A 26,367-nucleotide genomic window follows, 5' to 3' on the forward strand; every position below is an offset into this window, starting at 1 on the left:
CCTCCCGCTTCTAATGAGTTTCGCCGTGCCAATGAAAGAGGGCGAATAGGGTTTTCATCGATAGTGTGCTTGAGCTTTTTCTTCATATTCACCTTCAATAACGTAGCCGCTTTTTGACGTAAAGGTGTGGCGCTTGAGCTGCTTTTCTATACGTTTGCCAGTGATGATCGCTGCAATAGCGAGAGGAATGGCGAGCAGCAAGCTCAGCATCAACGCGAAAAACCCTACAACCAGCGCAAATGTAGTCACAATAAATCTATTCATAACCTGTACCTCTTTCTGAATTGAAGCTAGGTTAACGCAGCCAAGATGAATCCAACATGAATGTTGTGTCTCTAATTTTTTGGAGTTGTATGGACGATGTTCATTCCCCCAATAATATTGGGACTCTGACAGACGGTTCAAATTTTTAGTCATTTTGACACCTTGGTGTCTTTGTTTGTTATTTTTTGGCAGTCAAATTGACATTGTTGTTGTATGGTTTTTTATTTATTCTTTTTAAAAACAAGTGGTTATATGTTGGCATGTATTATGCCCTAAAGGCTTCGGATAATAAGCGTGATCGACACGCCTCAAATAACTGGAGCTAAAATAATGTTCTGTATTCAATGTGAACAAACCATTCAAACCCCTGTGGCAAAAGGTTGTGCCTACTCTCAAGGCATGTGCGGTAAAACGGCTGAAGTTTCAGACTTACAAGATGTATTAGTGTATTCATTACAGGGCGTCTCTTTTTGGGCCAATTTAGGTCGAGCGTGTGGTGTGATCGATCAAGAAATTGATCAATGGGCTCCCAGAGCCTTCTTTGCCACGTTAACCAATGTCAATTTCGATCCTGAACGTATCCTTGAACTCGTTCAAGACTCCACGCAGTACCGTCAACGTTTGGAAGAAAACGTGAGAGCGGCTGCGGTACTTATCGGATTTGAATTGCCAGAGTTGTCGGCCGCTGCGAGATTTGAGTTACCACAAACCAAAGAAGCGTTGTTAGCATTCGCACCGATAGCAGCCGTTAACCGTGGGCGTGAAAGCCTACATGAAGATGTGATTGGCTTGCGTTTGCTTTGTTTATATGGGTTAAAGGGTGCGGCGGCTTACTTAGAACATGCTCGCGTTTTAGGCCAAAGTGATCAAGCCGTGTACGCTGAATACCACCAAATTATGGCTTGGCTTGGCACTGATCCAACTGACCTGCAAGCGTTACTCGATACGGCAATGCAAATTGGTATGGTCAATTACCGCATTATGGAGATGTTAGATACGGGTGAAACCGAAACCTTTGGCCACCCTGAACCTACGAGCGTCAATGTGAAAACGGTGGCGGGTAAGTGCATCTTGGTTTCAGGCCATGACTTGCATGATCTGGAAAAAATTCTGCAACAGACTCAGGGTAAAGGCATTAATGTCTATACCAATGGTGAGATGTTGCCTGCTCACGCTTACCCGCAGCTAAAGAAATATCCGCATCTTGTGGGCAACTATGGTAGTGCTTGGCAAAATCAGCAAAAAGAGTTTGCTAACTTCCCCGGTGCAATCGTGATGACATCAAACTGCTTGCTCAACCCGAATGTAGGGCAGTATGCCGACCGCCTATTTACCCGCAGTATTGTCGGCTGGCCGGGTGTGGCACACGTTGAAGGTGACGATTTCAGTGAAGTGATCGAGTGCGCGTTAGCCCAGCCCGGTTTTAAACACGATGAAATAGAGCAACATATTACGGTTGGTTTTGGTCGTAATGCATTGATGGCGGCCGCGCCAGCCGTGATTGAACAAGTCAAACAGGGCCACATCAAACACTTCTTCCTTGTAGGAGGTTGTGATGGTGATAAATCTGAACGCAGTTACTACACTGATTTCACGACGCAAGCGCCGGAAGATAGCCTCATTTTAACGTTGGCGTGTGGCAAATTCCGCTTCAATAAAAATCAGTTTGGTGACATCAATGGCATACCGCGTCTATTAGATGTTGGCCAATGTAACGATGCGTATTCAGCGATTCAACTGGCACTCGCACTGGCCAGTGAGTTTGATTGTGGTGTGAATGATCTCCCACTGACATTGGTTCTTTCTTGGTTTGAACAAAAGGCGATTGTTATTCTACTGACGCTACTCGCGTTAGGTGTGAAAGGAATTTATACCGGCCCAACCGCACCAGCATTCCTCACCGAAAACTTGATGAAGATTTTGCAACAAGAGTTCGATCTACGAGGAATTACTACTGCTGAGAATGATTTAAAAACAATTTTGGCTGCGTAATCGTCAGCATTAGGCTCTGCGTGTTCAGAGCCTAATGCCGCTTAAGATGTTTGAATAAAGCATGATTTGAAAAAAGTATTGTATGAGGGATGGGTATGTCAGCTTGGGCTTACCAAGATGTGCTTGAATTAAGTTGCCGCCAAAAATGGGCAGAAACCGAGGAAAGCGTCAGTTTTGAACTGGCCTCGAAAGAAGAGAGCGCCTTTCATTTTAAACCGGGTCAATTTGCAACTTTAGGCTTTGAATTACCAGAAGGCGTGGCGTTTCGTGCTTACTCCATCAGTTCAATGCCACAGCAAAACTTTCTGCGCTTTACGGTTAAACGAGTAGTAGGCGGAAAGGTTTCAAACCATATTGTCGATGCATTGAGTGTTGGCGATACAGTCTCGGTGCTACAACCGCAGGGTGCATTTAACAGTGTAGATTGCGCGCCGAAACGAAAAGTGACACTGATCAGTGCGGGTTGTGGTGTTACCCCTGTGATGGCTATGGCGCAACAATGGCTGCGACAAGGCGACATTGAGATCGATTTTATTCATGTCGCCAAAAGTGTTTCCGACACCATTTATTACGCAGAGCTGCAACAACTGGCACAATGTTATCCGCAGTTTCATTTAAAACTTCTGCTCAAAGAGACGAAGGGCAGCTCGCATCAACAAGGGCGGCTGAGTCAGGCTTGGTTGGTCCGATTGTGCCCTGATATTGCCGAGCGCAGTGTGTATCTGTGCGGTCCCGTTGGTTTTATGCAAGATGTTAAAAGCTACCTACAACAGCTTAATTTTGATATGGCACACTTCTTTGAAGAGAGTTTTACTCCATCAGTGTATGAAAGCGAAGTGAGCCACCACAAACAAGAGAGCTCAGATCAAGACGAGATTGAGCCTCAGGAGGTGACAGTCAGCACGCCAGCGTTTGCATCATCCGTGACCGTGAAAAAGGGCAGTTTACTGCTCGATGCGTTAGAGAAAGGTAACGTACCAATGATTGCGGCTTGCCGAAGTGGGATATGCGGATCGTGCAAATGCAAAGTGAAGGTGGGTATGGTCGAGCGTTTGAGCACCGAAACATTGAGTGCACAAGAGATTGAACAAGGCTATGCCTTAGCGTGTTCAAGCAGATTAGTTTCGGACGTTGAAATCTCATTGAACTGATCACTTCATAAAAAAGCCGCCTTATATCAAAAGGCGGCAAGCAGGGGGAGGTGAGATAAACACTCACTATTATTATGTTGTGGAGATAAAAACAATATTAAGCCGTTTACTGGGCTATAGCTGGGAAAGTTCGGTAACGAACGCCCATCATCTGCTCCATACAATGTACAACTTGGCCGCTGTAGCCAAATTCATTGTCATACCAAATGTAGAGCACGCAACGGTTGTCTTGAGCGATCGTCGCTGCGCCATCAACCACGCCAGCATGGCGAGAGCCAACCAAATCACTGGAGACAATTTCTGTTGAGTCGGTGTAATCAATTTGCGCTGAAAGTGGCGAGCTAAGCGCCATTTCACGTAAATACGCGTTAAGATCTTGCTTATTCACTGCATTGGCTAAGTTGAGGTTAGCCACGGCCATCGACACGTTTGGCGTGGGGACACGAATCGCATTACCGGTTAACTTACCCGCGAGTTCAGGTAACGCTTTGGCAACCGCTTTGGCGGCACCCGTTGAGGTTAACACCATGTTGAGCGATGCGCTGCGGCCACGTCGTTCACCTGAATGGAAATTGTCGATAAGGTTTTGGTCATTGGTAAAAGAGTGCACCGTTTCGATATGGCCAGAAAGTACACCATATTGATCATGAATCGCTTTCAATACTGGTGTGATAGCGTTGGTGGTGCAACTGGCGGCTGAGATAATGGTGTCTTCGGGCTGAATATCGGCGTGGTTTACGCCGAACACGATATTTTTAATCTCACCTTTGCCGGGTGCTGTCAGCAGCACCTTGCTTGCCCCTTGACAGTCCAAGTGTTGACTAAGCCCTTCGCTATCACGCCAAACACCAGTATTGTCGACCACTAACGCGTTATGAATACCATAGTGTGAATAATCAACCTCTTGTGGCTTATTGGCGTAGATGATTTGGATATAATTGCCGTTGGCAATAATGGCCTTGCGAGCCTCATCGATGATGATGCTGCCGTTAAACTGGCCATGAACTGAGTCACGGCGTAGCAAGCTTGCCCGTTTTTCTAAATCTCCAGCTTTACCCCCACGAACGACAATCGCTCGCAAGCGCAGTGGATAGCCCGGGCCACTTTTTTCTATCAAAAGACGAGTCAGCAAGCGACCAATACGACCAAAACCGTACAGCACCACATCCTTAGGCTCACTGAGTGTTTCACCATTCAACGCACCATTAAGCGCCGTTAGCAGGTAATCCTCAAGGCCATGTTCATCATCATGTTGTTGCCAAAATTGATGAGCAAGTTGGCCAATGTCGATACGACATGGCGATAGAGCAAGCGTGGTCAACTTTTGTAAAATCGGCATCGTTTGCTGGGTTGAAAGCGCCTCGCCCGTGTAGCGACGGACAACTCGATGTGCTTTGATGATATCAATGGTGGTGGCGTTGATGAGTGTTTTTCCAAATAAAACCACTTCAACACCTTGTTGGCGATAAAGCTGACCGATGAGGGGAGACATAGATTCAGCAATCGTTTGGCTGGCTTGCCAGTCTGAGAGATGTTTCTCTGGGCTCATATTGACTTGGGACCTTTCACGTTATGTTAAGCAGTAATGTTCACAGTGTAGGGCTGGTGAACGCGTATCTTGCACGGTCATCTGTGCTGAGATACAAGTCGATGTTTATTGTTGTTTTTATGTGGCCGGATTGTAAATGTGGAATGGTTATTCTGCTAGCAAAAATAATGACGACATTTTTTACTGAAAACTAGGTAAAAATCAGCGTATTGAGTGGTTTTTGGCAGTGGTTAGAGATATTGACAAATTCTAAAGTCGCGACTTATTTTGTGATGATAATGGTCTGTTTCAAATATTTGATGTGGAATGGTTTTTCTTTTTCATAAAAATGAGATTAGATTCAAATTGTTATCTTAAAATGTGGTGAGTTTTCGGCTAATTCACCATCACGCTTATTGGATGAATCGTGACGCGCAATGCTTTCGTTACTGCGCTGGTTTTATCTTAATAAGAGCGCAGACGCATAAAATAACGTCTACTATTTAACCATTGGCTAGGATGTATTACTTCCAAGGATGATAACAATGGTAATACTTACCCACTTCTCAATTAAGGCACGGTTGTTCTTACTCTGCCTCATACCAACACTGGTTATTCTGGCTGTGGCATGGCGTCTATTCCTCCCATTTGAAAGCCGTTTAGACACATACCATGTGTTGAACCAAAAGATTGGAGCAATCAATCAGGTCACCACCAGTTCAGCCCTTTTTTATACCTTGCTCAGTGCGCAGCTGCGCAGCGAAAATAGCGAGGACTCTCGGCCGCAGCTCAAGCAGGAGCTAGCAGAATCGCTGGATAAAATTGTGCTGGATACAGGTTCTACAAATAGTCATTTTGGGAGTAAAAGTAACCGTACATTGATAGAAAACCGTGTGCTTGACCTTCACCATTTGTTGGATGAGTTGCCGTCGGCCTCACAAAGCGAGACCCTAGAATTAGGCCGCCAAGTATTTAATCTTTTGTATGAAGTGATGGCCGATCTGCAAAAAACCAACAGTTTTCTTGCGCCTGTTGATATCCATACCTTGGATCTGGTGTATAGCGACCTGCATTGGTTTGCATTTTGGGTGCAAAAAGAGGCGTGGTTAATCAAAGAATTAACCATGGATCAAGAGGTGTTTCAATCTCGACAAACAGAATACTTTCAAGCTGTTGAGCGCCAGCAACAATACTTCGAACGTATCATTGATAACGGTGCTCAACTCGAACAACTGGTGCAGTTGTTTACGCAACCTGAATTTCGCCAAGCCGCTTTGATTCGCGAAAAAATCGTTAGTAATGAAGCGGATCCTCAAGCATTAGCTTCTTATGTCAAAAATGTGGAAGAGCGTTACTTGGCGATAGATAAACTGGTGCAAAGTGTCAACCAACACTTATCGGCTCAACTGAATGTGCGTCTCCAACAAGAAAAAATGAGTATGTTAAGTATATCGGCATTGCTGTTGGCCGTGTTGGCGCTGCTGTTTGTACTAGGAGCAAGTACCTCATCTCGCATCTCGTCAAAGCTCAAGCGGATCATCAATACCATGAGTCGATTGCGTGAAAAGCAGAACGGCATTGAACAGATCCCGATTGATGGCAAAGATGAGTTTTCCCGTTTTACGATCAATCTCAACCATATTATTGAGAAACAGCAACAGTACGAGAGTGCTTTGGTGGAAACAAAGGAAGCGGCAATTGCCGCTAATCGAGCCAAAAGCGCGTTCTTAGCCAATATGTCGCATGAGATCCGAACGCCTCTTAATGGAATCATCGGTATGACTGAAATATTGTCACGCAGCGAGTTTACGGGGAATGAGCGTGAAATCCTGGCCGATATTGATACCTCTTCGCAAGCGTTGCTGATCTTGATTAACGATATTCTCGATTTATCTAAAATTGAATCAGGCAACTTGGAGCTTGCTCCACATCGCTTTGAACTCGCTGAATTGGTATACGACACGGTGAACTTGGTGAACGCGAAAGCGTTGAGCCAGCATATTGAGCTTAATATTTATCTCGACCCTGCATTACCTCGTTTTATCATCGCGGATGAATATCGTCTGAAGCAGGTCTTGATGAACTTGTTGTCCAATGCGGTGAAATTTACCAAAGATGGTTATGTCAACACGGGTTTAACCTTAGAAACGGGCGATATAATCTCGATACGTTTTGCTGTATCCGATACGGGAAGTGGCATCGATAAAGAGATGTTGAACACGATTTTTGATCCATTTATTCAAGAAGATAGCAGTATTACCCGTCGCTTTGGTGGGACTGGGTTAGGGTTGGCTATCTGCCGTCAATTAGTCGATCTGATGCAGGGTGACATTCATGTACAGTCCACTAAAGGCTTAGGTAGCTGCTTTGAATTTGTCGTCCCGATTGAGGTTGCCGAAGATCAGCCGCAAGTTGAGCCTCTTGCCACGCAGGCGTTGTTAATTACCAATATGTCTAACTACTCATCCGCTATTCGACGTGAATGCGTTCAATGGGGGATTCAACTCAATGAAGCGCGTGATGTTGAACAAGCAGTCAAGAGTGGGCTTAGCGCCGTATGTATTTTATATTGCCAAAGCTTAAGCCACAGCGTGCAATCGGATCTCATTGCGCTGCGTGAGCATTTTTCCAGTGCAAAAATAGTGGTTCTGCAGCATCACTTGTTCGTCAACAAAGACGCAATTCATATTGCGCAGGCAAGTATCACGTTGCCTTTTTTAGGGACGCGTTTTGAACGTGCCCTCAAAGCATTAGTGGCCGATACAGAAACGCTTTTAACGCCAGTCGAGGAGAGTCAGTTAGACTACTTAGAGTGCAATCATAAGCGTATTTTGATCGTTGAAGACAATTTGATGAACCAAAAAATCGCCAGCTTCTTCCTTGAAAAAGCAGGGATTGGTTATGTGGTGGCCAACAACGGGCAAGAAGCGGTAGATGCCATCACCCAAGGGGGACATTTTGCTGCGGTGTTAATGGACTGCATGATGCCAGTGATGGATGGCTTAACCGCGACGAAGAAAATCCGCGAATGGGAAAAAGAGCAAGGCGTTGAAAAATTGCCTATTATCGCCTTAACCGCCAGCGTTTTGGAGGAGGATATTAAAAGCTGCTTTGACGCGGGCATGGATGCGTACTTGCCCAAACCTTATAAATCCAAGCAACTTTTTGATATTTTTAGCGATCTGCAAGTGGCGAACTCTTGAGAAGATAGCCTAATCGCTATTTTTATCGATTTTCGAAATTTAAATTAATTGACCTTACCCCTAGGGCAAGCTTTAGTCTGTGGGAGTTTTCAGTCAGATAGTGATATTGGATATGCAACTTTCGCTGCATACAATTTGGGTTTCCATGTTGGTGATGATGACGCTGCTTGCTTCAAGCTTAGTGTCTAGCGCACCTTTAATGGCGATCACAATGTCACCGATTTCGGCTGTATCCCATTCAGTGACTGACGATGCAAACCCGCCGCAACACTGCTCAAATATGAACGCTGCGCACCATGATTCCGATGCAAGTGATATGATTTCATCAGCGATGAGTAACGATTGTATCGATCACAGCGGCCAAGGTGTTGATTCCTGTTGCAGCGTCATGTGCATGACCACGTTAGCTTTCTTTATCACTGAACACGAACCCTTCACACCTCACGCGGTTTTATTGTTGATCAATGCAGAAGCAACGCGTGGTATTGTGACGGTCGCCCGCTCACTTTACCGTCCCCCTATCGCTTAATTTCCCTTTCATTACGCCTATGGTGTGTTTGTGCGGCCTTTAACTAGGTGCGTGACTCTCTGTTGCATCTCAACCTTTTGCGATGCATGAAAGATGGAATTTTATTGTGAACCTTAAACTCTCTGTGATCGCTTGGTCGATCAGTATAGTGGGCGTTTTGTCATTCCCCTTGATGGTGAATGCAGCCCCACAAGCCGCGATGGCTCAGCCAGATTCGCATGCAAAACAATTAGCTCAGCTGATTGACGCTGCATTATCGAATGATGCCGTCCGCAAGCAATATTTTGCTCAATCTCAAGCAATACAAGAAACTGGAATTGCCAGTTCAACCCTAATGGATCCTAAGATCAAAGTTGGCTTTGGTGGTTTGCCCATTGATAGTTTTAAGTTTGATGAAGATCCTATGACTAACATTTCTGTGGGCTTAATGCAGCAGTTTGAACGGGGTTCAAGCTTGGCATTACAAGCGAAAAAAGCAAAGCAACAAGCCAGTGGCGTTGCGCTTCAGGTTGATTTACGTGAGTTGGAAGTGGCAAACAGCATGACTCAATTATGGTTAGAGTTAGGCTACCAACAACGCGCTGAACGTATTGTGCGGGCAAACCAAACCTTAATGCGTGAGCTGGCTGGTTTTATTGAAACGAACTATTCATTAGGTAAAAGCGAAGCGCAAGATCTGCTGCAAGCGCAGTTACAAGTTTTCAAGTTGGACGAAAAATTACAAGCCAATCAACAAATGCAGCAACGCATTGTGTCGCAATTATCCGAATGGTTAGGTAGCGCTTGGTTGGTTGAACAGCCTATGTTAACCGCTGAAGAGTCAGTGAACTGGTCCCGTTTAGATGCGCAATTGGCTACGGTTAACGACAGCACCACTCACTACGCTTTGTTGGTCACTCACCCGATGGTCGGCATGGCAGAAACGGCAATTCACACCAACCAAACGCAAGTCGAAATAGCACAAACGGCCTATCAACCTCAGTTTGGTGTGGAAGTGATGTACGCCTATCGCCAAGCAAGCAGTATGCAAGGCGGACCCGCAGCCGATATGGTTAGTGCTTATCTCACCATGGATATCCCGCTGTTTACGGGGAGCCGCCAAGATAGAAACCACGCTGCGGCGCAATATCAAGTGGTCGCGGCTAAATCACAGCGTGATGTTCTATTGGCGCAGATGAACGCCAAAGTGAATGCCTTATTGGTTGATAAAACGAACCTCGAACAGCGTTTAGCGCGCTATCAAACCACCTTACTAAAGCAAGCGAAAGCCCGCACTCAAGCGGTTGAGAGAGGCTATGAAAACAATACCTCCCAGTTTAATGATGTCGTCAGTGCCGCCAGCGATGAACTAGCGCTGCAATTAGAACAAATGCGCCTAATGACCGATTTAAATCTAACCAAAAGTAACCTCGCTTATCTGTTAAATGGGTTCGATTTTCAAGTTAGTGCGCCTTCACTTACGTCTGTAGAAATATTTACGTCTGTAGAAAAACTTACCTCTTTAGAAACACTTACGCCTGTAGAAAAGTAGGAGAACTCAATGAAATCATTAAACATAGCCGTATTTTCCTTAGCGATAGGTGGATTACTGGGGTTTAGTATCAATCAATACCTGTCTGGTCATGGTATGGAGGCAATGAACTCAACCAATGCGATGTCTGAACCGCTGTATTGGGTTGCGCCGATGGACCCAAACTATAAACGTGATAAACCGGGCAAGTCACCGATGGGGATGGACCTCATCCCTGTGTACACCGAATCGCCGACGCAAGCACAAGAGAAGAGTGGCACGGTGACCATCAGTGCTGCGGTCGAAAATAACTTGGGTGTGAAAACGGAACCCGTGGTGTTTGCGCAGTTATCTCCACGTATTGAGACAGTGGGCTACATTGCATTTGATGACAGTTTATTGTGGCAAACGAACGTTCGCGTTGCCGGTTGGGTTGAAAAACTGAACATTAATGCGGTTGGAGAGCAGGTTCGTAAAGGCGATGTCTTATTTACGCTCTACTCACCGGAGCTGGTTAAAGCGCAGGAGGAGCTGTTAAATGCTCACCGAGCCAGCCGTGAAAGTTTACTGAAAGGCGCAACCGAGCGTTTGGTTTCACTGGGGGTTGATCGTGAACAGATCAGACAGATTATTGCTCGAGGCAAAGCCACTCAATCGATAGAGGTCAAAGCCATTGCTGATGGGGTGATTGCGAGTTTGAATATTCGCGAAGGGGGTTACTTATCGCCAGCGCAAGCAGTGATAAGCGCAGGCCCTTTAAACGAAGTGTGGGTTGATGCTGAGGTATTTGAGCGCCAAGCACATTGGATTACGTCGGGTAGTTTAGCGTCAATGACACTGGATGCTCTTCCCGGCAAGGAGTGGCAAGGGAAGATAGATTACGTCTATCCCATTTTGGATCCGAAAACCCGAACGCTGCGTATGCGTTTGAAATTTCTCAATCCGAAGGGTGAGTTGAAGCCTAACATGTTCGCCAATATCGCGTTGCAGCCCGTATCGCAACAAGCGGTGCTCACCATTCCTAAATCAGCAGTTATTCATTCGGGCGGCATGACGCGCGTCGTACTTGCTAAAGGAAATGGCAAATACCGTTCAGCAAGGGTTGAAGTTGGCCGCGAAGCAGGCGAACGCCTTGAAGTTTTACAAGGGTTAACAGAGCAAGATACGGTCGTCACGTCGGCGCATTTCCTATTAGATTCAGAGTCGAGCCAAAGCGCTGATTTATCACGTATTAATGGGGTGGAAGCTGCCAATGAAGCTTGGTTAACGGGTGATGTCAGCACATTGATGGCAGATTTTGGGATGATCACTCTCAATTACAAACCAGTAAGCAAATGGGGTTGGCAAGCAGGTCAGATCAATTTCACGGTCGACGAGGCGTTGGATCTCAGCTTATTTGCTGAAGGGCAAACGGTTCGATTTCTAGTGGCAAAGCAGGGTGACGAATATGTACTAAAAGCACTGGAAGCGAGTGAGCAGGCAAGTAGTGAGACGAACATTACCGCCGCAGAAACGTTAGGAGGTCAACAATGATTGGTGCGATTATTCGTTGGTCGATCAATAACCGTTTTTTGGTGTTGGTGGCGGCTCTGTTTCTCACTTTGGGCGGACTTTACAGTGTAAAGAACACGCCTGTTGATGCTTTACCGGATCTCTCAGATGTGCAAGTGATCATCAAAACCAACTATCCCGGCCAAGCTCCGCAGGTAGTGGAAGATCAGGTCACTTATCCGCTCACAACGGCGATGCTTGCCGTTCCGGGGGCAGAAACGGTCCGTGGCTATTCATTCTTCGGTGATTCCTACGTCTACATCATCTTTGATGATAAAACCGATATGTATTGGGCTCGCTCGCGGGTATTGGAATATCTAAGCCAAGTGACGCCAAAACTGCCACCCAATGCCAAACCAACCTTGGGGCCGGATGCGACGGGGGTTGGCTGGATCTACAGTTATGTACTGCAAGATAAAACCGGCCAACACGATCTTGCGCAGTTACGCAGTTTGCAAGATTGGTTTTTGAAGTACGAGCTGCAAACGGTGAATGGTGTCTCCGAAGTGGCTACCGTTGGCGGCATGGTTAAGCAGTATCAAGTGCAAATTGATCCGGCAAAGCTACGCGCTTATAACCTGACTTTGCAACAAATCAATGCGGCGATCCAAAATGGTAACCAAGAGTCGGGAGCGTCAGTGATTGAGGTTGCGGAAGCCGAACACATGGTACGCACCAGTGGCTATCTGACCAGTATTGATGACATTAAAGCGCTACCACTGAAAGTGACCGACAAAGGAACGCCATTATTGTTAGGTGATGTGGCGGATATTAACCTTGGCCCACAAATGCGTCGTGGTATTTCTGAGTTTAACGGTGAAGGAGAAGCGGTTGGAGGTGTGATCGTGATGCGTTTTGGTGAAAATGCTAGCCAAGTGATTGATGACGTCAAAGCGAAATTGACTGATCTCCAACGCAGCTTACCGGAAGGTGTCGAAATTGTTGCCACTTATGATCGTTCAACCTTGATCAATCAAGCCGTTGAAAATCTTTGGCATAAGCTAGCAGAAGAGTTCATTGTCGTTGCGGTCGTGTGTGCGCTGTTTTTATTCCATATCCGCTCATCATTAGTGATTGCTTTGAGTTTGCCTGTGGGCATTTTGTCGGCGTTTATTGTGATGCACTGGCAAGGCATCAACGCCAATATCATGTCACTTGGGGGGATCGCCATTGCTATCGGTGCTATGGTCGATGGGGCGATTGTGATGATCGAAAATGTGCATAAACATATTGAACGCACCCCACTGACCGGCAAAAATCGCTGGCAGGTGATTGGTAAAGCCGCTGAAGAAGTCGGCGCGCCGCTGTTTTTTTCACTACTTATCATTACGTTAAGTTTTGTGCCTGTCTTCGCACTCGAAGGCCAAGAAGGTAAGATGTTCTCGCCATTGGCGTTCACTAAAACCTATGCCATGGCCGCTGCGGCAGGTTTAGCGATCACGCTCGTCCCTGTTCTTATGGGCTATTTTGTGCGTGGCAATATTATTTCCGAGCATAAAAATCCAGTTAATAAGGGGCTTGTGGCACTTTATCGTCCGCTACTCAACCTGAGTTTGCGTTATCCCAAAAGCATGATTGTATTGGCTTTGGCATTAATGGCTTCCGCTTATTACCCAATGAGCAAATTAGGCAGTGAGTTTATTCCGCCATTAGATGAAGGCGATCTCATGTACATGCCGACAACCTATCCGGGGATCTCGATTGGTAAGGCGCGTGAGCTATTGCAGCAAACCAATAAACTCATCAAAACCGTACCAGAGGTCAAAACCGTGTGGGGCAAAATGGGGCGTGCAGAAACCGCAACCGATCCCGCGCCCTTAACCATGATTGAAACGGTGATCCAACTTAAACCTCGCGATCAATGGCGTGAAGGCGTAACCACAGAATTGCTACGCAAGGAGTTTGACAGCTTAGTGCAATTTCCGGGGTTAACCAACGCGTGGGTGATGCCAATCAAAACACGCATCGATATGTTAGCTACAGGGATCAAAACGCCGATTGGTATCAAGATAGCGGGTCCCGATCTCAAACAGATTGAAACCATCGGTGCGCAACTTGAACCTATCCTTAACCGCGTTCAAGGCACGGCATCGGTTTATGCTGAACGTGTGGCTGGTGGACGTTATGTAACGATAGATATCAATCGGTTACAAGCGGCGCGCTATGGGCTAAGCATTAAAGATGTGCAACAAGTGGTTTCAACCGCAGTAGGGGGCATGAATGTAGGGGAAACCATTGAGGGGTTAGAGCGTTACCCGATCAATGTACGTTACCCGCAAGATTACCGTGATTCGGTAGTGAAGCTGCAAAACTTACCTTTGGTGACTCAAAACGGTGCACGTTTGGTCTTGGCCGATGTGGCTGATATTCGCTACGAAGACGGCCCGCCGATGATCAAAACCGAAAACGCACGGCCAAACGGCTGGGTCTTTGTCGATATTGATGGACGCGATCTCGGTTCATATGTGGCAGAGGCGCAACAAGCGGTAGCGGAGCAATTACAACTGCCAGCAGGATATTCTCTCGTATGGTCTGGCCAATATGAATACATGGAGCGGGCCAAAGCGCGTTTGAGTGTCGTCGCGCCGATCACAATCGCGATCATCATGTTGCTACTCTATTTCAGCTTCCGTCGAATCGAAGAAGTGTTGATCATTATGGCGACATTGCCGCTGGCGATGGTGGGTGGCGTGTGGTTGATGCACTACCTTGGCTACAACTTTTCAATCGCCGTGGGAGTGGGCTTTATTGCACTTTCAGGTGTTGCGGTAGAAATTGGCGTGATCATGCTCGTTTATTTAAACCAAGCTTGGCACTACAAAAAAATTGATGCGCAAGAAAATGGTGCGGTCATTGACAGCCAAGATCTCATCAATGCCATTGGCGAAGGAGCAGGACAGCGCGTGCGCCCAGTCATGATGACGGTACTGACAGTTATTATTGGCCTGATCCCGATTATGTATGGCACGGGAACCGGTTCGGAGGTAATGCAGCGCATTGCCGCACCCATGATTGGAGGCATGGCTTCAGCACTATTGCTCACATTATTGGTTCTACCTGCGGTATTCAAGTTATGGAAAAACCGTGAAATCGCAACACTCAAATAGCGTGCAGTTGGCAAAGTAAAAACTAAGCACCAATCGGAAAATAAATAGTAACTGGATGAATTTAAGGAAAATCAAAATGAAAAAAACACTAATCACACTTTCACTGGCGTTGTTCACTTCTTCTGTCATGGCTGAAATGGATCATAGCAAAATGGATCATGGCAGCATGGCGATGAAGCAAACGGACACGATGAACATAGCGATGGATGACATGTCAGAAGTCGGCATGCCTGCCAAAGGAGCAAAACCCGATAGAGTGGTGCATGTTTTACTCTCGGATGACATGAAAATCACCTTCAAAAAGGAGGTGAATATTGAACCCGATGATGTGGTGCAATTTGTCGTTATGAACACAGGTAAAATTGAGCACGAATTTTCGATTGGTTCAGCCGCCGAGCAGCTAAAACACCGAGAAATGATGCGCCAAATGGGCAATCATAAACACGATGGTGGCAGTGCCGTCACCGTGGCACCGGGTAAAGCGAAACAACTGTTATGGCACTTCCATGGTGATAATAATGTTGAGTTCGCCTGCAATATACCCGGCCATGCTGAAGCTGGGATGATTAAGAAAATTCAGCTTCAGTAAAAGTTGTCACGCTAACTCGTTAAAAGAAAAAACCGCCCTTCCAATTTGGCAGGGCGGTTTTTTTGACCATTGATTAATTATTTCAAATCACTAAGCGGTAGCCAGTTTACTTTAACACCCGCTTGTAAAAACATATCTTGGCTGACTTTGATCTTATCACCCCAACGGGATAAGAAGTCTTCTGTTTGCTCTGGGCAGTGTACTGCGGAAATCCCAGTTTGAATGATTTTTGCTGCACAGTTTGGGCAAGGAAAATGTGTCACATAAATTTCGCAACCATCCAAATCACGCTTGGCGAATAGGATGGCATTTTCCTCAGCATGCAGTGTTTTGAGGTATTTCATATCACGATCATCGGTGCCTGCACTGTCTGAAATACCATGTGGGTAACCGTTAAATCCAACCGAAACGATGCGATTTTGCTTAGTGATCACTGCGCCGACTTGCGTGGAGGGATCTTTACTCCAAGAGCCAACAAGTTCTGCCATTTGGTAAAAGCGCTGTGCCCATTTCGAAATCATGTGTTGTTCCTCTGACGATTTTCTTGCATTTCCTCAGTAGCGAGGGAGATGTGTGATTAAGATCGACATTAATATCCTAGTTTTCTCACACTTAGTCTAGAGCAATTCTCATTTCTAAACAGAATTCAGCCGTGCCAATCAGTATTAGAGTGAGAGCTCTATCTCATTTCGTGCGGGTATCTTAGCTGCGGCGATAGGCAATTATAGGATTAAGTTTGTGAGAGATCTCTTACACGTATCGTGAGACTTTAACGTTTTGCTATGCAATAAAAAGAGATTGAAATTTTTTAATTATTTGAATTTAAATGATAATTTTCATTTTGTGTCTTTCTGGCAGAGAAAAAACAACAGGTGGGGGATTGCTGAAAAAAGTGAAATCCGTAATCTGAAGTTGTCAGCAGGAAGCGGACACGGAACAGGAAAGACCCAAGGATAGGTCATCTTCAGGACGAAGATTCGATAATTCAGGAAGGATGATCGGCAAGGATAGCGAAGGACATTAGCTGGATGCTGAATAACTAGGATGGTTATCAAGGAAAGTTAATGGACGGTGCAAAGGAAAAGTGCACAAATCTGTCGGGACGACGGAGTTAAGGACACCGCTAGGAAGGCGATGAAAGGGAATGCGCTGAGGGAATCAGCAGACTATCAAGGAATTGATGCAGGGAGCACTTATCAGTAGCTGGATTGCTGCGAGTAAGAACTGGAACCCCACTAAGCGAGAGCTTAGTGGGGTTTTCTTTATTTTGGTTACCTGAAAATAATGGCCACCTGAAAATAATAAGTGGTGAGGTTAACATTGCTTCCTGCGGAGTAACTCCAGATAATAGGTGAAAATAATGAAAGGATATGATGATGATTCGCTTAGCTGTTATTGGAACCAACTGGATTACTGACCAATTTATCGAAGGGGCATTAAAAACGGGGGAATTTCAGCTAGTAGCGGTTTATTCCCGTTCGCTGGACAGGGCGAAACAATTTGCCGAAAAATACGATGCTCCTGCTTTGTTTACTGACCTTAAGAGCCTAGGTGAGAGTGACAATGTGGATGCCGTGTACATCGCCAGCCCGAATGTACTGCATGGTCCACAGTCGATTCAAATGATGCAAGCGGGCAAACATGTTATCTGTGAGAAGCCGCTGGCTTCTGATTTCTCATTAGCACAGCAGATGTATCAAGTTGCCAAACAGCATGGCGTAGTATTATTTGAGGCTTTTATAACCCCACATTTGCCCAATTTTTCCGTTCTAAAACAAGAGCTATCGCAGATTGGCGCTATCCGTAAAGCGGTGCTCAGCTACTGCCAGTATTCCTCTCGTTACCCTAAATATCTCAAGGGTGAGATGCCCAATACCTTTTTGCCCGAGTTCTCCAATGGTTCGATCATGGATATTGGTTATTACTGTTTGGGCTCAGCCATTGAACTGTTTGGTGAGCCTAAATCGGTACAAGCCCAAGCGCATTTACTGGAGACGGGGGTTGATGGTAACGGCAGTGTGATCTTAGGATATGACGGTTTTGATGTGCTATTAATGCATTCAAAAACCAGTGACTCCTATTTGCCGAGCGAAATTCAAGGTGAAGAGGCCGCACTGCATGTTGAGATGATTTCTACCTGCAACCGCATCACGAGAATTAACCGTGGTGGTCAAACCCAAGATCTGAGTATTGAGCAACACGCCAACCGCATGTTTTACGAAGCACAAAAATTTGCAGATCAGATACAGAACAAGACAATAGATGAGCAATGCAAATTACGCTCACTCACCGTTTCCAAATTATTGACAGAAATACGCCGCCAAACGGGCGTGATTTTTCCAACCGATAACCTGTAGTTTCATCGCACAGAGAAGAGAGCAAAAATAATGCAAGCTGAAGTAAAGTGGGTCGAAAATTTCAAGTTCTTGGGCCAATCCCAATCTGGTCATTCGGTGGTGATGGATGGCAGTGGTGGTGCAACCGCGCCTAGCCCGATGGAGATGGTTCTGATGGCTGCGGGAGGTTGTAGCTCTGTGGATGTGGTTGATGGCTTAAAATCGGCCAATCAACAGGTCACGGCATGTAACGCGAAATTGACGGCTGAGCGCCGTGAAACCGCACCGCGGATTTTTACGCTAGTCAATATCCATTTCGACGTATCAGGCGTTGATCTTGACCCTAATGTCGTTGAAAAAGTGACGGCCGATTCATTAGAAAAGTACTGTTCTGTCTGCTTAATGTTAGGCAAAGGTGTCACAATGACTCACAGTTGGTCGATTGTTTAAGCCATTCAATCAATAAAACTAGGAAAAAGCAATATGCTCTGATCTTGCCTTTTCCTGTGCGTTACAGGTTGGTTGAAATTAAAGAGGAAAGTGAAACAGTGAGCTTTTCTCTTTTTTCTTTTGTTTATCCAAGTAGTCTAAATAAACTAGATGCATAAGGAGGAACGGCTCATGACCGAAATGGAAAAAATGATGAATGGTATGGTGTTTGACGGTGCAGACCCAGAAATGGAAGCTATTCGTAGCAAAGCAGGACATTTACTGTTGCAGATCAACCAATGCGCCGATGCTACAGCCCGCCATCAATTGCAAACTCAGCTATATCGTCAAATTGGCCAACAAAGTGTGGTGCAGCCTCCTTTCTATTGTGAATTCGGTGAAACAATTTCCATTGGTGATGAAACCTTTATCAACATGAATGTCACTATGCTTGATGGCGCTAAAATCACGATTGGTAATCATGTTTTGATTGGCCCTAACACCCAGTTTTATACACCAGCGCATGCTTTGGATTATCGCAGCCGCCGCTTGTGGGAAACATTTTGTAAGCCGATTACGGTTGAAGATGACGTATGGATTGGTGGCAACGTTGTGATTAATCAAGGAGTCACGATTGGTGCGCGTTCGGTTGTCGCGGCAAATTCAGTGGTCAATCAGGATGTGCCAGCTGATAGCCTAGTCGGAGGCACACCAGCGAGAGTGCTCCGTTCATTAAAAGAAATGAATGGAACATCTGACCTGCATAGTTCAGTTAAGGAAGGGCATCATTGAAGCAGCATAAACATACACTATTTGGTGTTGCGGCTATCTTGCTGTGGAGCTGTCTACTGGGGCTAATCAGAACGGTCACCGAGCAATTTAGCCCAATTGGTGGGGCGGCACTGATTTACACTGTGAGCTCAGTATTTCTGATGCTTGTCATGGGCGTGCCTAAATTCAAACACTTTTCTCTGCGTTATGTTCTGATCGGTGGCGCGCTTTTTGTGAGCTACGAAATCTGCTTAGCATTAGCGTTAGGTATGGCCAATGATCGCCATCAAGCGCTCGAGATGGCGGTGATTAACTATTTGTGGCCAGCCTTGACGGTGTTGTTTGCGGTATTTCTCAGCCGTAAACCCGTCCATATTCTGGTGTATCCAAGCGTTGCGCTCGCATTTGTTGGGGTTGCTTGGACCATTACTGGTGATAGTGGATTTTCGGTGATGCAAATATCGGCCAATATTGCGACTAATCCCTTAACCTATAGCATGGCGTTTGGCGGGGCGATTATTTGGGCTGTTTATTGCAATATCACCAAACAGTTAGCCAATGGACAAAATGCCATTATCCTGTTCTTTATGGCTACTGCTATCGCCCTCTGGATTAAGTATTTTCTTAGCAGCGAAAGCACTTTAGTGTTTACCGTTCCAGCAACCTTGAATTTAGCGTTAACGGGTGTGGTGATGGGCAGCGGTTATGCACTTTGGAATGTGGCAATCTTGCGTGGCAACATGGTTCTATTGGCGACTCTTTCTTATTTCACACCAGTGATTTCAACCTTGCTTTCATCGCTAATCTTAGGTGTAGCGCTTGGGCTAAGCTTTTGGCAAGGTGTGATTATGGTGACGATGGGTTCTTTAATTTGTTGGTGGGCGACCAGAGAACGTCAATCGACGGTGCAAGAGAAAATGCCAATAGCCTGACATCGCAACAGCTTTATTATGTATAAAAAAAAGCCCTCTCGGGAACGAGAGGGCTTTTTCCGTTTAATTGAGACTGATTAACGAGCCACGTTCATGGTTAATTGCAGTACGAATGGCAGCTTTGATAAACGCTTATGTAGTGAGCGACGAGTACTTTCGATATCTTCAAGTGCAATCATTTCATTCTCATCAGGGCGAATGTCGACATTGACCCACAGCTCATGACCGACTTTAGTCACCGCAGTCAACTCGATATCTTGCTCTGATTCTTCTCCTACGGCAATGACACCTTGATCCACAGTTTTACAAATCTCTTTGCTTGGTGACATCATCAACAATTCACGTGTTGCCGATTTAAGCATGTCATAAGGCACTTTGATAAAGTAAAACGACATTAATAGCATCATGATTGGGTCTGCATAGACGGCATATTTTGCCCAAGGAGACAAGGTCATCAACCAAGCGGCAATGAAACCGACCGTTACCGCGACGCTTAATAGCGTGTCCATTTGCCACTGTTTTACTTCAGCGTCAATCAAACCCGAAGAGTAACGTTTACTCTTGTTGACCATGAACCACCACGCAATCGCACAACCAATCACGTTCACTGTGCCAAAAACAGTTGCGATAGAAGCATCCACTTCTCGACCACCGCTAAACAATGCCATGACAGCCGAGTACAACGAATAACTCACGACTAACAAAATAACGCTGGCTTTGATAGCAATAACCGCAGGTTCTAGCACCGCGCGTCCAAACGGAAAAGTCGAGTCAGAAGGTTTACGAATGTAGCGTGACGCCACCAGCGACAATAATGTTAACAGCAAACTAACCAGTGAATACACACCGTCAAACACGATAACCAGTGAACCGACAAGCATACCAACCACAAGTCCGCCACCAGCAAAGCCAGAAGCTAAAAGGGCCGAAATCGTCAAAATGCGATTTTCATTATTTCTTGTTCGAGCACACATAAAAGACTACCTGTTGAAAACATGCTGTTATTTTGGCTTAAAGCACGGTTTTGACAATCTCTAAGTGCATTGGTCGTTGGCTTGAATATTGGGAAGTAAGTTTATTTTTAATTAAAACAACTAGTTATGTTGTTATTTGCCTGTCAGGATAATTGACGCTGACTGTCTTCGCTTTAGATTGTTTGAAATGTGGGCATCTTGGAAACTAAACAACGAAAATTAAAAATCAAACAAATAGTCACGCAACTTATCGGCTAACCAGTTCATGCCAGGGTGTTCGGCCATGCCCGTGGCCGTAAACATGCAGTAATCTTCTTGAGTGAGACCGTAGGTGTGCTTAATCACCGTTAGCTTTTGTTCACGTAGGAAGTGGCGAATTAAAGGTTCTGGCAATACGCCCCATGCATTCTCAGTCAAAATGGTATTGAGCATGTAATCGAAACTGGAAAAGCCAATGTAGCGACGAGAGAAAGGTTGTAATTCGGGGTTATCTTTTTCGTTTAAATAGACCATCACGGCTTGCATTGCTCTGCGCAGTTCTTCGTCGGTGACTCGCGAAATTTTAGTTAGCGGGTGGTCACTTTTGCACACCGACATCATCCGGATTTTACCCAAAGGTTGATAAGTGATCCGCGGGTCGTTGATCCTTTCGTAATCGACGCCAAAAGCAAAATCGACTTGATGGGTGGCAATCAAGTTGGCTAAGTCGCCGCTTGAAGCCAATACAAGGTTGAACGAGGTCGCGGGAAAACGGTTATTCAGCTGGTGTGCAAAATCTTGCCACAAGGCATCAGGAAGAGAATCATCACGGGCAATCCACATCTCGGCGTTGAAGCCCCGTGATATTTGCGTACAGGTGTGTTTTATACGTGCAATGGTCACCAAAACACTTTCACAATCTTTATAAATTGCTTTCCCCGCTTCAGATAAGGTCAGGTTGTTGCCAGTGCGCACAAAAAGAGCGGTATCGAGCTCTTTCTCCAACGCTTTAATCGCCATACTGAGTTTGGTTCGGTTACATTCTAATTGTCGCGCCGCTTCGGAGACTGAGCCTGTGTCCGCGACAGAGAAAAATGCTTCAATTTGAGAAAGGTTCATAACGTTCTCTAAGGCACAATAATGGGTTGATCATAAACAATTTTAGTACCACTGCCTATCTGATGTTCTTCTACCAACTGACGGTTTTCTCGCCAATCAAAGCCAGTTCATCATTTCTTAGTCAAGATTGAGCTGTAACTCTATGAACGTAACACAGTTTTGGTTTATTCTTGGGAAAATTTCCCCAATACAAGAAGTAACACGGAGGCCATGATGGCGAACGAATGGGATGAGTGTGCGGCTCAGTGGGAGCAGGACGAATCCACAACGCTTTTTGCTCAAAATGTGTTTCAGCAATTGCAGAAACGGGTCACTCTCGAAGGTAAACATGTTCTTGATTTCGGGTGTGGTACGGGTTTGCTGAGCCAAATGATGTCTCGCCATGCCAGAGATATTGTCGCGCTCGATGGCTCTGAGGCCATGATTGAAGAGTTGGATAAAAAAGAGTTGGTCAACGTTGAACCCGTGGTGGATTTTCTGACCCGTGGTCTAGTCGCGCAACATCCGGCCTTTCGCAAACAATTCGATCTTGTTGTGGCGTCATCTGTGTGCGCGTTTGTGCCGAATCTTAATGAAGTATTTACCATCATTCATTCTCTATTAGATGAGCATGGCGTTTTTATTCATTGGGACTGGTTGGTTGAAGAAGATGATCCTGACTATGGTCTTAGCCAAAACCAAATTGAGACACAACTGAAAAGCGCAGGTTTTAGCCAAGTGGAAACCGCAGTTGCGTTTGAGATTAAAAATTCAAAAGGTCTAGCGCCAGTAGTGATGGGCATTGGTAGGAAATAACATCATAAAATAGATGGTTTTCCAGATTGAGAATGGCTTATTTACATTATTTCACTGTTCCATAATGACCAACTTGCGTAAGCTCTAGCTTGTTGATAAGTGTCATGATAGTCACTCTCCCTAGAAGACTATAAGGCATTGATCACGAATAATTCTGTTTGTTGACTGATAACTCATGGCTAGGGTTAAGCAAAAATAAAAGCACATCAGAAGATAAATAAAGAAGGCCAGTGCAAAATAGTGCTGGCCTTCTTTATTTTAAGCATTGAGCTAAATTTTCAATATTGATTCACAAACATCAGTGTGGTTTTTTGAGCTGATCACACAACCATTTCAAAGCTTGGTCGTTCATACTGGGCTTATTCCACACTAAGCTGTAAGCCACTTTCCCATAATTGAAAGGTAACGGTTTGACGAGCAACCCTTTAGCTTGCATCGCTTGTTCCGCCCAGCGTTTGGAGCAAGTAAAGAGTGAGTCGGTATGTTTGCATAAGATGGCGGCCGCACCAAAGTCAGCAACAACGACCGGAACATGACGAGCTCGATGAGATTGAGCTAAATTCTGTTCAAAAAAAGGTTCAGCCAGCTCTTTGTCCATGATGCCGATATGCGATTGAGCAAGGTAGTGATCGATAGTGAGTACTTCATTGGCTAAAGCATGATCACTACGCATTAAGCAGACCATTTCATCGTGAGCAATCACTTCCCACACGAGTTCTTTATCTCGCGTTGGGGGCTGGCTGATATCGTGTGGCAAAATGACGAAATCAATCAGCCCGCTTTGCAGGGCGTCGAAGCCATAGTGATCTTTCGAGTAGATAGTAAAGGAAGCTTGCGGTGCATGATTTTTTATTACGTTTGTCAAAATAGGAGCAAACAACTCGAAGGCACTTTCTCGCATCGCAAGGCGGTATTTCCCCTGATAATGTTGAGGTTCGAAATTTGAGTGATGCAGCAATCCATTCATGCTAGAGAGGATTGAATGGACAGTGGGGCCCATTTGTAGCGCGAAAGGGGTAGGTATTAAATGTGTACCATCACGATAAAATAGTTCATCTTCCAAGAGAATGCGCAATTGCGACAAGTTTTTACTGATGCTTGAAGGGCTAATGCAGAGCTGGGCTGCTGTCTGCGTGACGCTGCGGGTACTGAGCATGACGTGTAGCGCTGTTAAGTGTTTTAAACTGATTCTTGAAAGGTGAATATAATCCATAAATAAAGGCGGTTCCTCCAAACTTTTTCAAAAGCATATCACTGACATACTGACAAATTACACGAAAAGATGCGGGTTATTTGACAAGCTGCCGAAATATTTACCGCTATGCGCCTACATCAACTTCCATCGCCTTTATTTCAAGAATAATGTTTATGTAAACAGCGCGTGGATTTCTTCTAATACATGAGGATTGGCAATGGCACCTAAGTTTTTGACTGTCTCGCCATGCAGTACTTGCTTCACCGCGAGTTCTACCAGTTTTCCGGATTTGGTACGTGGCACATCACTGATGGAATGGATCTGCGCAGGAACATGACGAGGGGAGCAGTTTTCTCTTAGGCGCTGTTTGATGGTGTTCACCAGTAGGGTGTTGAGTTCGCACTGTGGAGCCAGTTGTACAAAAAGGATGATCTGCTCATCATTATCGATTTTCTGACCCACTGCGACCGAATCTTGTATTTCAGGAAAGCTATTCACTTGCTGATAAATTTCCGCCGTGCCGATACGCACGCCTCCGGGGTTTAAGGTGGTGTCACTGCGCCCGTAAAAACGTATTCCACCATTGTCGGTCCACTCAACTTCATCACCGTGGTGCCATACACCAGAGAACTTGCTCCAATATGCATCGTGATAACGTTGGCCATCATCATGCCAAAACCCGATGGGTTGATTAGGGAAACTGTTGCGGCAGACTAACTCTCCCCGTTGTTGTATCACGGGTTGACCAAGGTCGTTAAATACGGCGACATCAAGTCCTAAGCCTGCTCCTTGGCATTCTCCTCGATACACCGGCGATATGGGGTTGCCAAGCACGAAGCAGCCACAAATATCGGTTCCACCCGAGATAGAGGCGAGGTGTAAGTCCGCTTTTATGTTGGCGTATACATAATCAAACTGTTTTGGGTACAAAACCGAACCTGTTGAACATAATGTTTTCAGTGAGGAGAGAGGGTAGTAATCGCTCGGTGAATACGCGGTTTTTTGCAGTGCCTCTAAATATTTGGCCGATGTACCGAACAAAGTGATGTTGGCTTCTTCTGCCAAATCCCACAATACTCCCGGTTGCGGATACATTGGGCTACCATCATAAATAACCAACGTAGCACCGCTAGCGAGCGCCGAAACATGCCAGTTCCACATCATCCACCCACAAGTGGTGTAATAAAACACACGATCGCCCGGTTGAATATCACAGTGTAATTGATGCTCTTTGAGATGATTTAAAATCGTACCGCCAACCGAATGGGCGATGCATTTGGGTTTACCTGTCGTACCTGATGAGTACAAGATAAACAGTGGGTCATTGAAGCTAACGCGTTCATAGCGTAGCCCACGTGGAAGGTAACTTGCGAGAATCGCATTCCAATCAGAAAAAGCGTCGTTAAAATCAGCCGTGAGTGAGCGTTGATGTAAATATTCGATCTGACAAATGTTGTGTAGGCTCGAAATAGCATCGGCAATCTGACCGTTTTTTTCTTCCATGAGGTGGGTTTTGCCATTAAACGTATACCCATTGCAGCAGAACAAAATTTTGGGTTGTACTTGGCCGAAACGCTCCACTACGCTGTCGACACCGAAATCAGGAGAGGTTGATGTCCAAACGGCTCCTAAGCTAGTAGTCGCTAACATAGCCACTAAAGTTTCGGTCATATAGGGTAAGTAACCGGCGACAACATCACCTTTTTCAACTCCATTTTGTTTTAACCACTGCTGGATAATAGAAACCTGATCACTGAGTTGCTGCCATGTTAGCTTCTTGCTTTGCCCATTTTCATTTTTAAACCAAACGGCAATGCCTTCTGGTTGTTGAAACGCATAAGAGAGCAGATTTTCCGCGTAGTTCAATTGTGCTTGGGGAAACCAAATTGTGTCTCTGGCGGCGGTGAAGTCGTCCCATCTCGCAATCCCCTCACCGTAAATGCAGTTACCACGAAAGCCGATCACATCGCAAAATTGCCACACTTCTAACCAAAATTGTTTTCTCTCGGCAACGGACCAGAGATGCAGTTGTGAGTAGCTTTCTATCGCCTCACCTTGCATATTAATGTGCTCAATAAACTGGTTTAAATTGGACGCTTTGATGCGGTCTTGGCTAGGGACCCAAAGCGGTGTGTGCGGCGTCAAATTTTCTTCAAACATAATCGCGTTCCCTACAACCCTACAAGTGGGTATATATCCGTTTATTTTCTGATCTGTTGGCACTGTTTAGTGTTGTCGGCGAATGCCGCAAAGTCAAACGGGTTGGCCATAATCATATCCCTGATATCTAAGTAAAAAAACCATAAATGTAAAATATTTGTTACGCGTGAGCGTCGTCAGATGTCGAGCCTAAGATTGGCAGACTTTTCACGAGGCGATAGGCTTAATGCAATCGGTTTGTTAAAAGGTTGTG

General features: G+C 45.5%; 20 protein-coding genes. 13 read left to right on the plus strand and 7 right to left on the minus strand.

Translation table 11 applies throughout. The annotated features are described in order from the left end of the window. Positions 1-54 precede the first annotated feature (54 nt). Positions 55-264, minus strand: a complete 210-nt coding sequence (locus tag AACT42_RS17875) for a hypothetical protein (RefSeq protein WP_094134008.1) — start codon at positions 262-264, stop codon at positions 55-57. Between the two features lie 330 nt (positions 265-594). Between AACT42_RS17875 and hcp the strand changes: the two genes are divergently transcribed. Next, positions 595-2,256, plus strand: a complete 1,662-nt coding sequence (hcp, locus tag AACT42_RS17880) for a hydroxylamine reductase (RefSeq protein WP_017045073.1) — start codon at positions 595-597, stop codon at positions 2,254-2,256. Between the two features lie 95 nt (positions 2,257-2,351). Next, positions 2,352-3,407, plus strand: a complete 1,056-nt coding sequence (locus AACT42_RS17885) for a hybrid-cluster NAD(P)-dependent oxidoreductase (protein ID WP_094134227.1) — start codon at positions 2,352-2,354, stop codon at positions 3,405-3,407. 106 nt (positions 3,408-3,513) lie between these two features. On the opposite strand, the gene AACT42_RS17890 is transcribed toward AACT42_RS17885, so the two are convergent. After that, positions 3,514-4,956 (minus strand): glyceraldehyde-3-phosphate dehydrogenase, encoded by a 1,443-nt coding sequence (locus AACT42_RS17890; protein ID WP_094134226.1) that lies wholly within the window; start codon positions 4,954-4,956, stop codon positions 3,514-3,516. Positions 4,957-5,471: 515 nt separating this feature from the next. On the opposite strand from AACT42_RS17890, the gene AACT42_RS17895 reads away from it, so the two are divergent. The 6 genes from AACT42_RS17895 (at position 5,472) to copI (ending at position 15,424) form a co-directional block, all read left to right on the plus strand. Beyond that, positions 5,472-8,138, plus strand: a complete 2,667-nt coding sequence (locus AACT42_RS17895; protein ID WP_094167937.1) for an ATP-binding protein — start codon at positions 5,472-5,474, stop codon at positions 8,136-8,138. A gap of 112 nt (positions 8,139-8,250) precedes the next feature. Further along, on the plus strand, positions 8,251-8,667 hold the full coding sequence (locus AACT42_RS17900) for a hypothetical protein (protein WP_094133329.1): 417 nt from the start codon (positions 8,251-8,253) through the stop codon (positions 8,665-8,667). 82 nt (positions 8,668-8,749) lie between these two features. Next, positions 8,750-10,198: a TolC family protein gene (locus AACT42_RS17905; RefSeq protein WP_094133328.1), complete on the plus strand. Its 1,449-nt coding sequence runs from the start codon at positions 8,750-8,752 to the stop codon at positions 10,196-10,198. Positions 10,199-10,207: 9 nt separating this feature from the next. Beyond that, complete coding sequence (locus AACT42_RS17910) at positions 10,208-11,710, plus strand: efflux RND transporter periplasmic adaptor subunit (RefSeq protein WP_094133327.1); 1,503 nt, start codon at positions 10,208-10,210, stop codon at positions 11,708-11,710. Then, on the plus strand, positions 11,707-14,835 hold the full coding sequence (locus tag AACT42_RS17915; protein WP_094133326.1) for an efflux RND transporter permease subunit: 3,129 nt from the start codon (positions 11,707-11,709) through the stop codon (positions 14,833-14,835). The genes AACT42_RS17910 and AACT42_RS17915 overlap by 4 nt, the downstream gene beginning before the upstream one ends. A 76-nt stretch (positions 14,836-14,911) precedes the next feature. Further along, positions 14,912-15,424 (plus strand): copper-resistant cuproprotein CopI, encoded by a 513-nt coding sequence (gene copI / locus AACT42_RS17920; protein WP_176429059.1) that lies wholly within the window; start codon positions 14,912-14,914, stop codon positions 15,422-15,424. 77 nt (positions 15,425-15,501) lie between these two features. Here the strand turns inward: copI and AACT42_RS17925 are convergent, their stop codons facing one another. Then, complete coding sequence (locus tag AACT42_RS17925) at positions 15,502-15,945, minus strand: dCMP deaminase family protein (protein ID WP_010319355.1); 444 nt, start codon at positions 15,943-15,945, stop codon at positions 15,502-15,504. 849 nt (positions 15,946-16,794) lie between these two features. On the opposite strand from AACT42_RS17925, the gene AACT42_RS17930 reads away from it, so the two are divergent. The 4 genes from AACT42_RS17930 to yddG all read left to right on the plus strand — a co-directional run bounded on the left by AACT42_RS17930 (position 16,795) and on the right by yddG (position 19,892). Further along, positions 16,795-17,781: a Gfo/Idh/MocA family protein gene (locus tag AACT42_RS17930; RefSeq protein ID WP_013868419.1), complete on the plus strand. Its 987-nt coding sequence runs from the start codon at positions 16,795-16,797 to the stop codon at positions 17,779-17,781. Positions 17,782-17,811: 30 nt separating this feature from the next. Next, positions 17,812-18,210, plus strand: coding sequence for an OsmC family protein (locus AACT42_RS17935; protein ID WP_026028175.1), 399 nt, complete (start codon positions 17,812-17,814; stop codon positions 18,208-18,210). Positions 18,211-18,381: 171 nt separating this feature from the next. Beyond that, complete coding sequence (locus AACT42_RS17940) at positions 18,382-18,981, plus strand: sugar O-acetyltransferase (protein WP_026028176.1); 600 nt, start codon at positions 18,382-18,384, stop codon at positions 18,979-18,981. Further along, a complete protein-coding gene (gene yddG, locus AACT42_RS17945) occupies positions 18,978-19,892 on the plus strand; it encodes an aromatic amino acid DMT transporter YddG (RefSeq protein ID WP_017048186.1) in 915 nt (304 codons plus the stop codon). Before AACT42_RS17940 ends, yddG begins: the two co-directional genes overlap by 4 nt. 77 nt (positions 19,893-19,969) lie before the next feature. Here the strand turns inward: yddG and AACT42_RS17950 are convergent, their stop codons facing one another. Continuing rightward, complete coding sequence (locus AACT42_RS17950; protein WP_017043151.1) at positions 19,970-20,866, minus strand: cation diffusion facilitator family transporter; 897 nt, start codon at positions 20,864-20,866, stop codon at positions 19,970-19,972. A 219-nt stretch (positions 20,867-21,085) separates the two neighbouring features. Further along, a complete protein-coding gene (locus AACT42_RS17955; RefSeq protein WP_010319645.1) occupies positions 21,086-21,964 on the minus strand; it encodes a LysR family transcriptional regulator in 879 nt (292 codons plus the stop codon). A gap of 213 nt (positions 21,965-22,177) precedes the next feature. Here AACT42_RS17955 and AACT42_RS17960 point away from each other — a divergent pair, with 213 nt between their 5' ends. Further along, complete coding sequence (locus tag AACT42_RS17960) at positions 22,178-22,759, plus strand: class I SAM-dependent DNA methyltransferase (protein WP_049785471.1); 582 nt, start codon at positions 22,178-22,180, stop codon at positions 22,757-22,759. A gap of 298 nt (positions 22,760-23,057) precedes the next feature. Here the strand turns inward: AACT42_RS17960 and AACT42_RS17965 are convergent, their stop codons facing one another. Beyond that, positions 23,058-23,972 carry a LysR family transcriptional regulator gene (locus AACT42_RS17965; RefSeq protein ID WP_040122741.1) on the minus strand — a complete coding sequence of 305 codons (915 nt, stop codon included), beginning with the start codon at positions 23,970-23,972 and terminating at the stop codon, positions 23,058-23,060. A gap of 153 nt (positions 23,973-24,125) precedes the next feature. After that, positions 24,126-26,099 carry an acetoacetate--CoA ligase gene (locus AACT42_RS17970; RefSeq protein WP_172859091.1) on the minus strand — a complete coding sequence of 658 codons (1,974 nt, stop codon included), beginning with the start codon at positions 26,097-26,099 and terminating at the stop codon, positions 24,126-24,128. Between the last annotated feature and the right edge of the window lie 268 nt (positions 26,100-26,367).

The sequence above is a fragment of the Vibrio sp. V15_P4S5T153 genome, from assembly GCF_963874485.1.
In the GTDB taxonomy this organism is placed as follows: domain Bacteria; phylum Pseudomonadota; class Gammaproteobacteria; order Enterobacterales; family Vibrionaceae; genus Vibrio; species Vibrio anguillarum.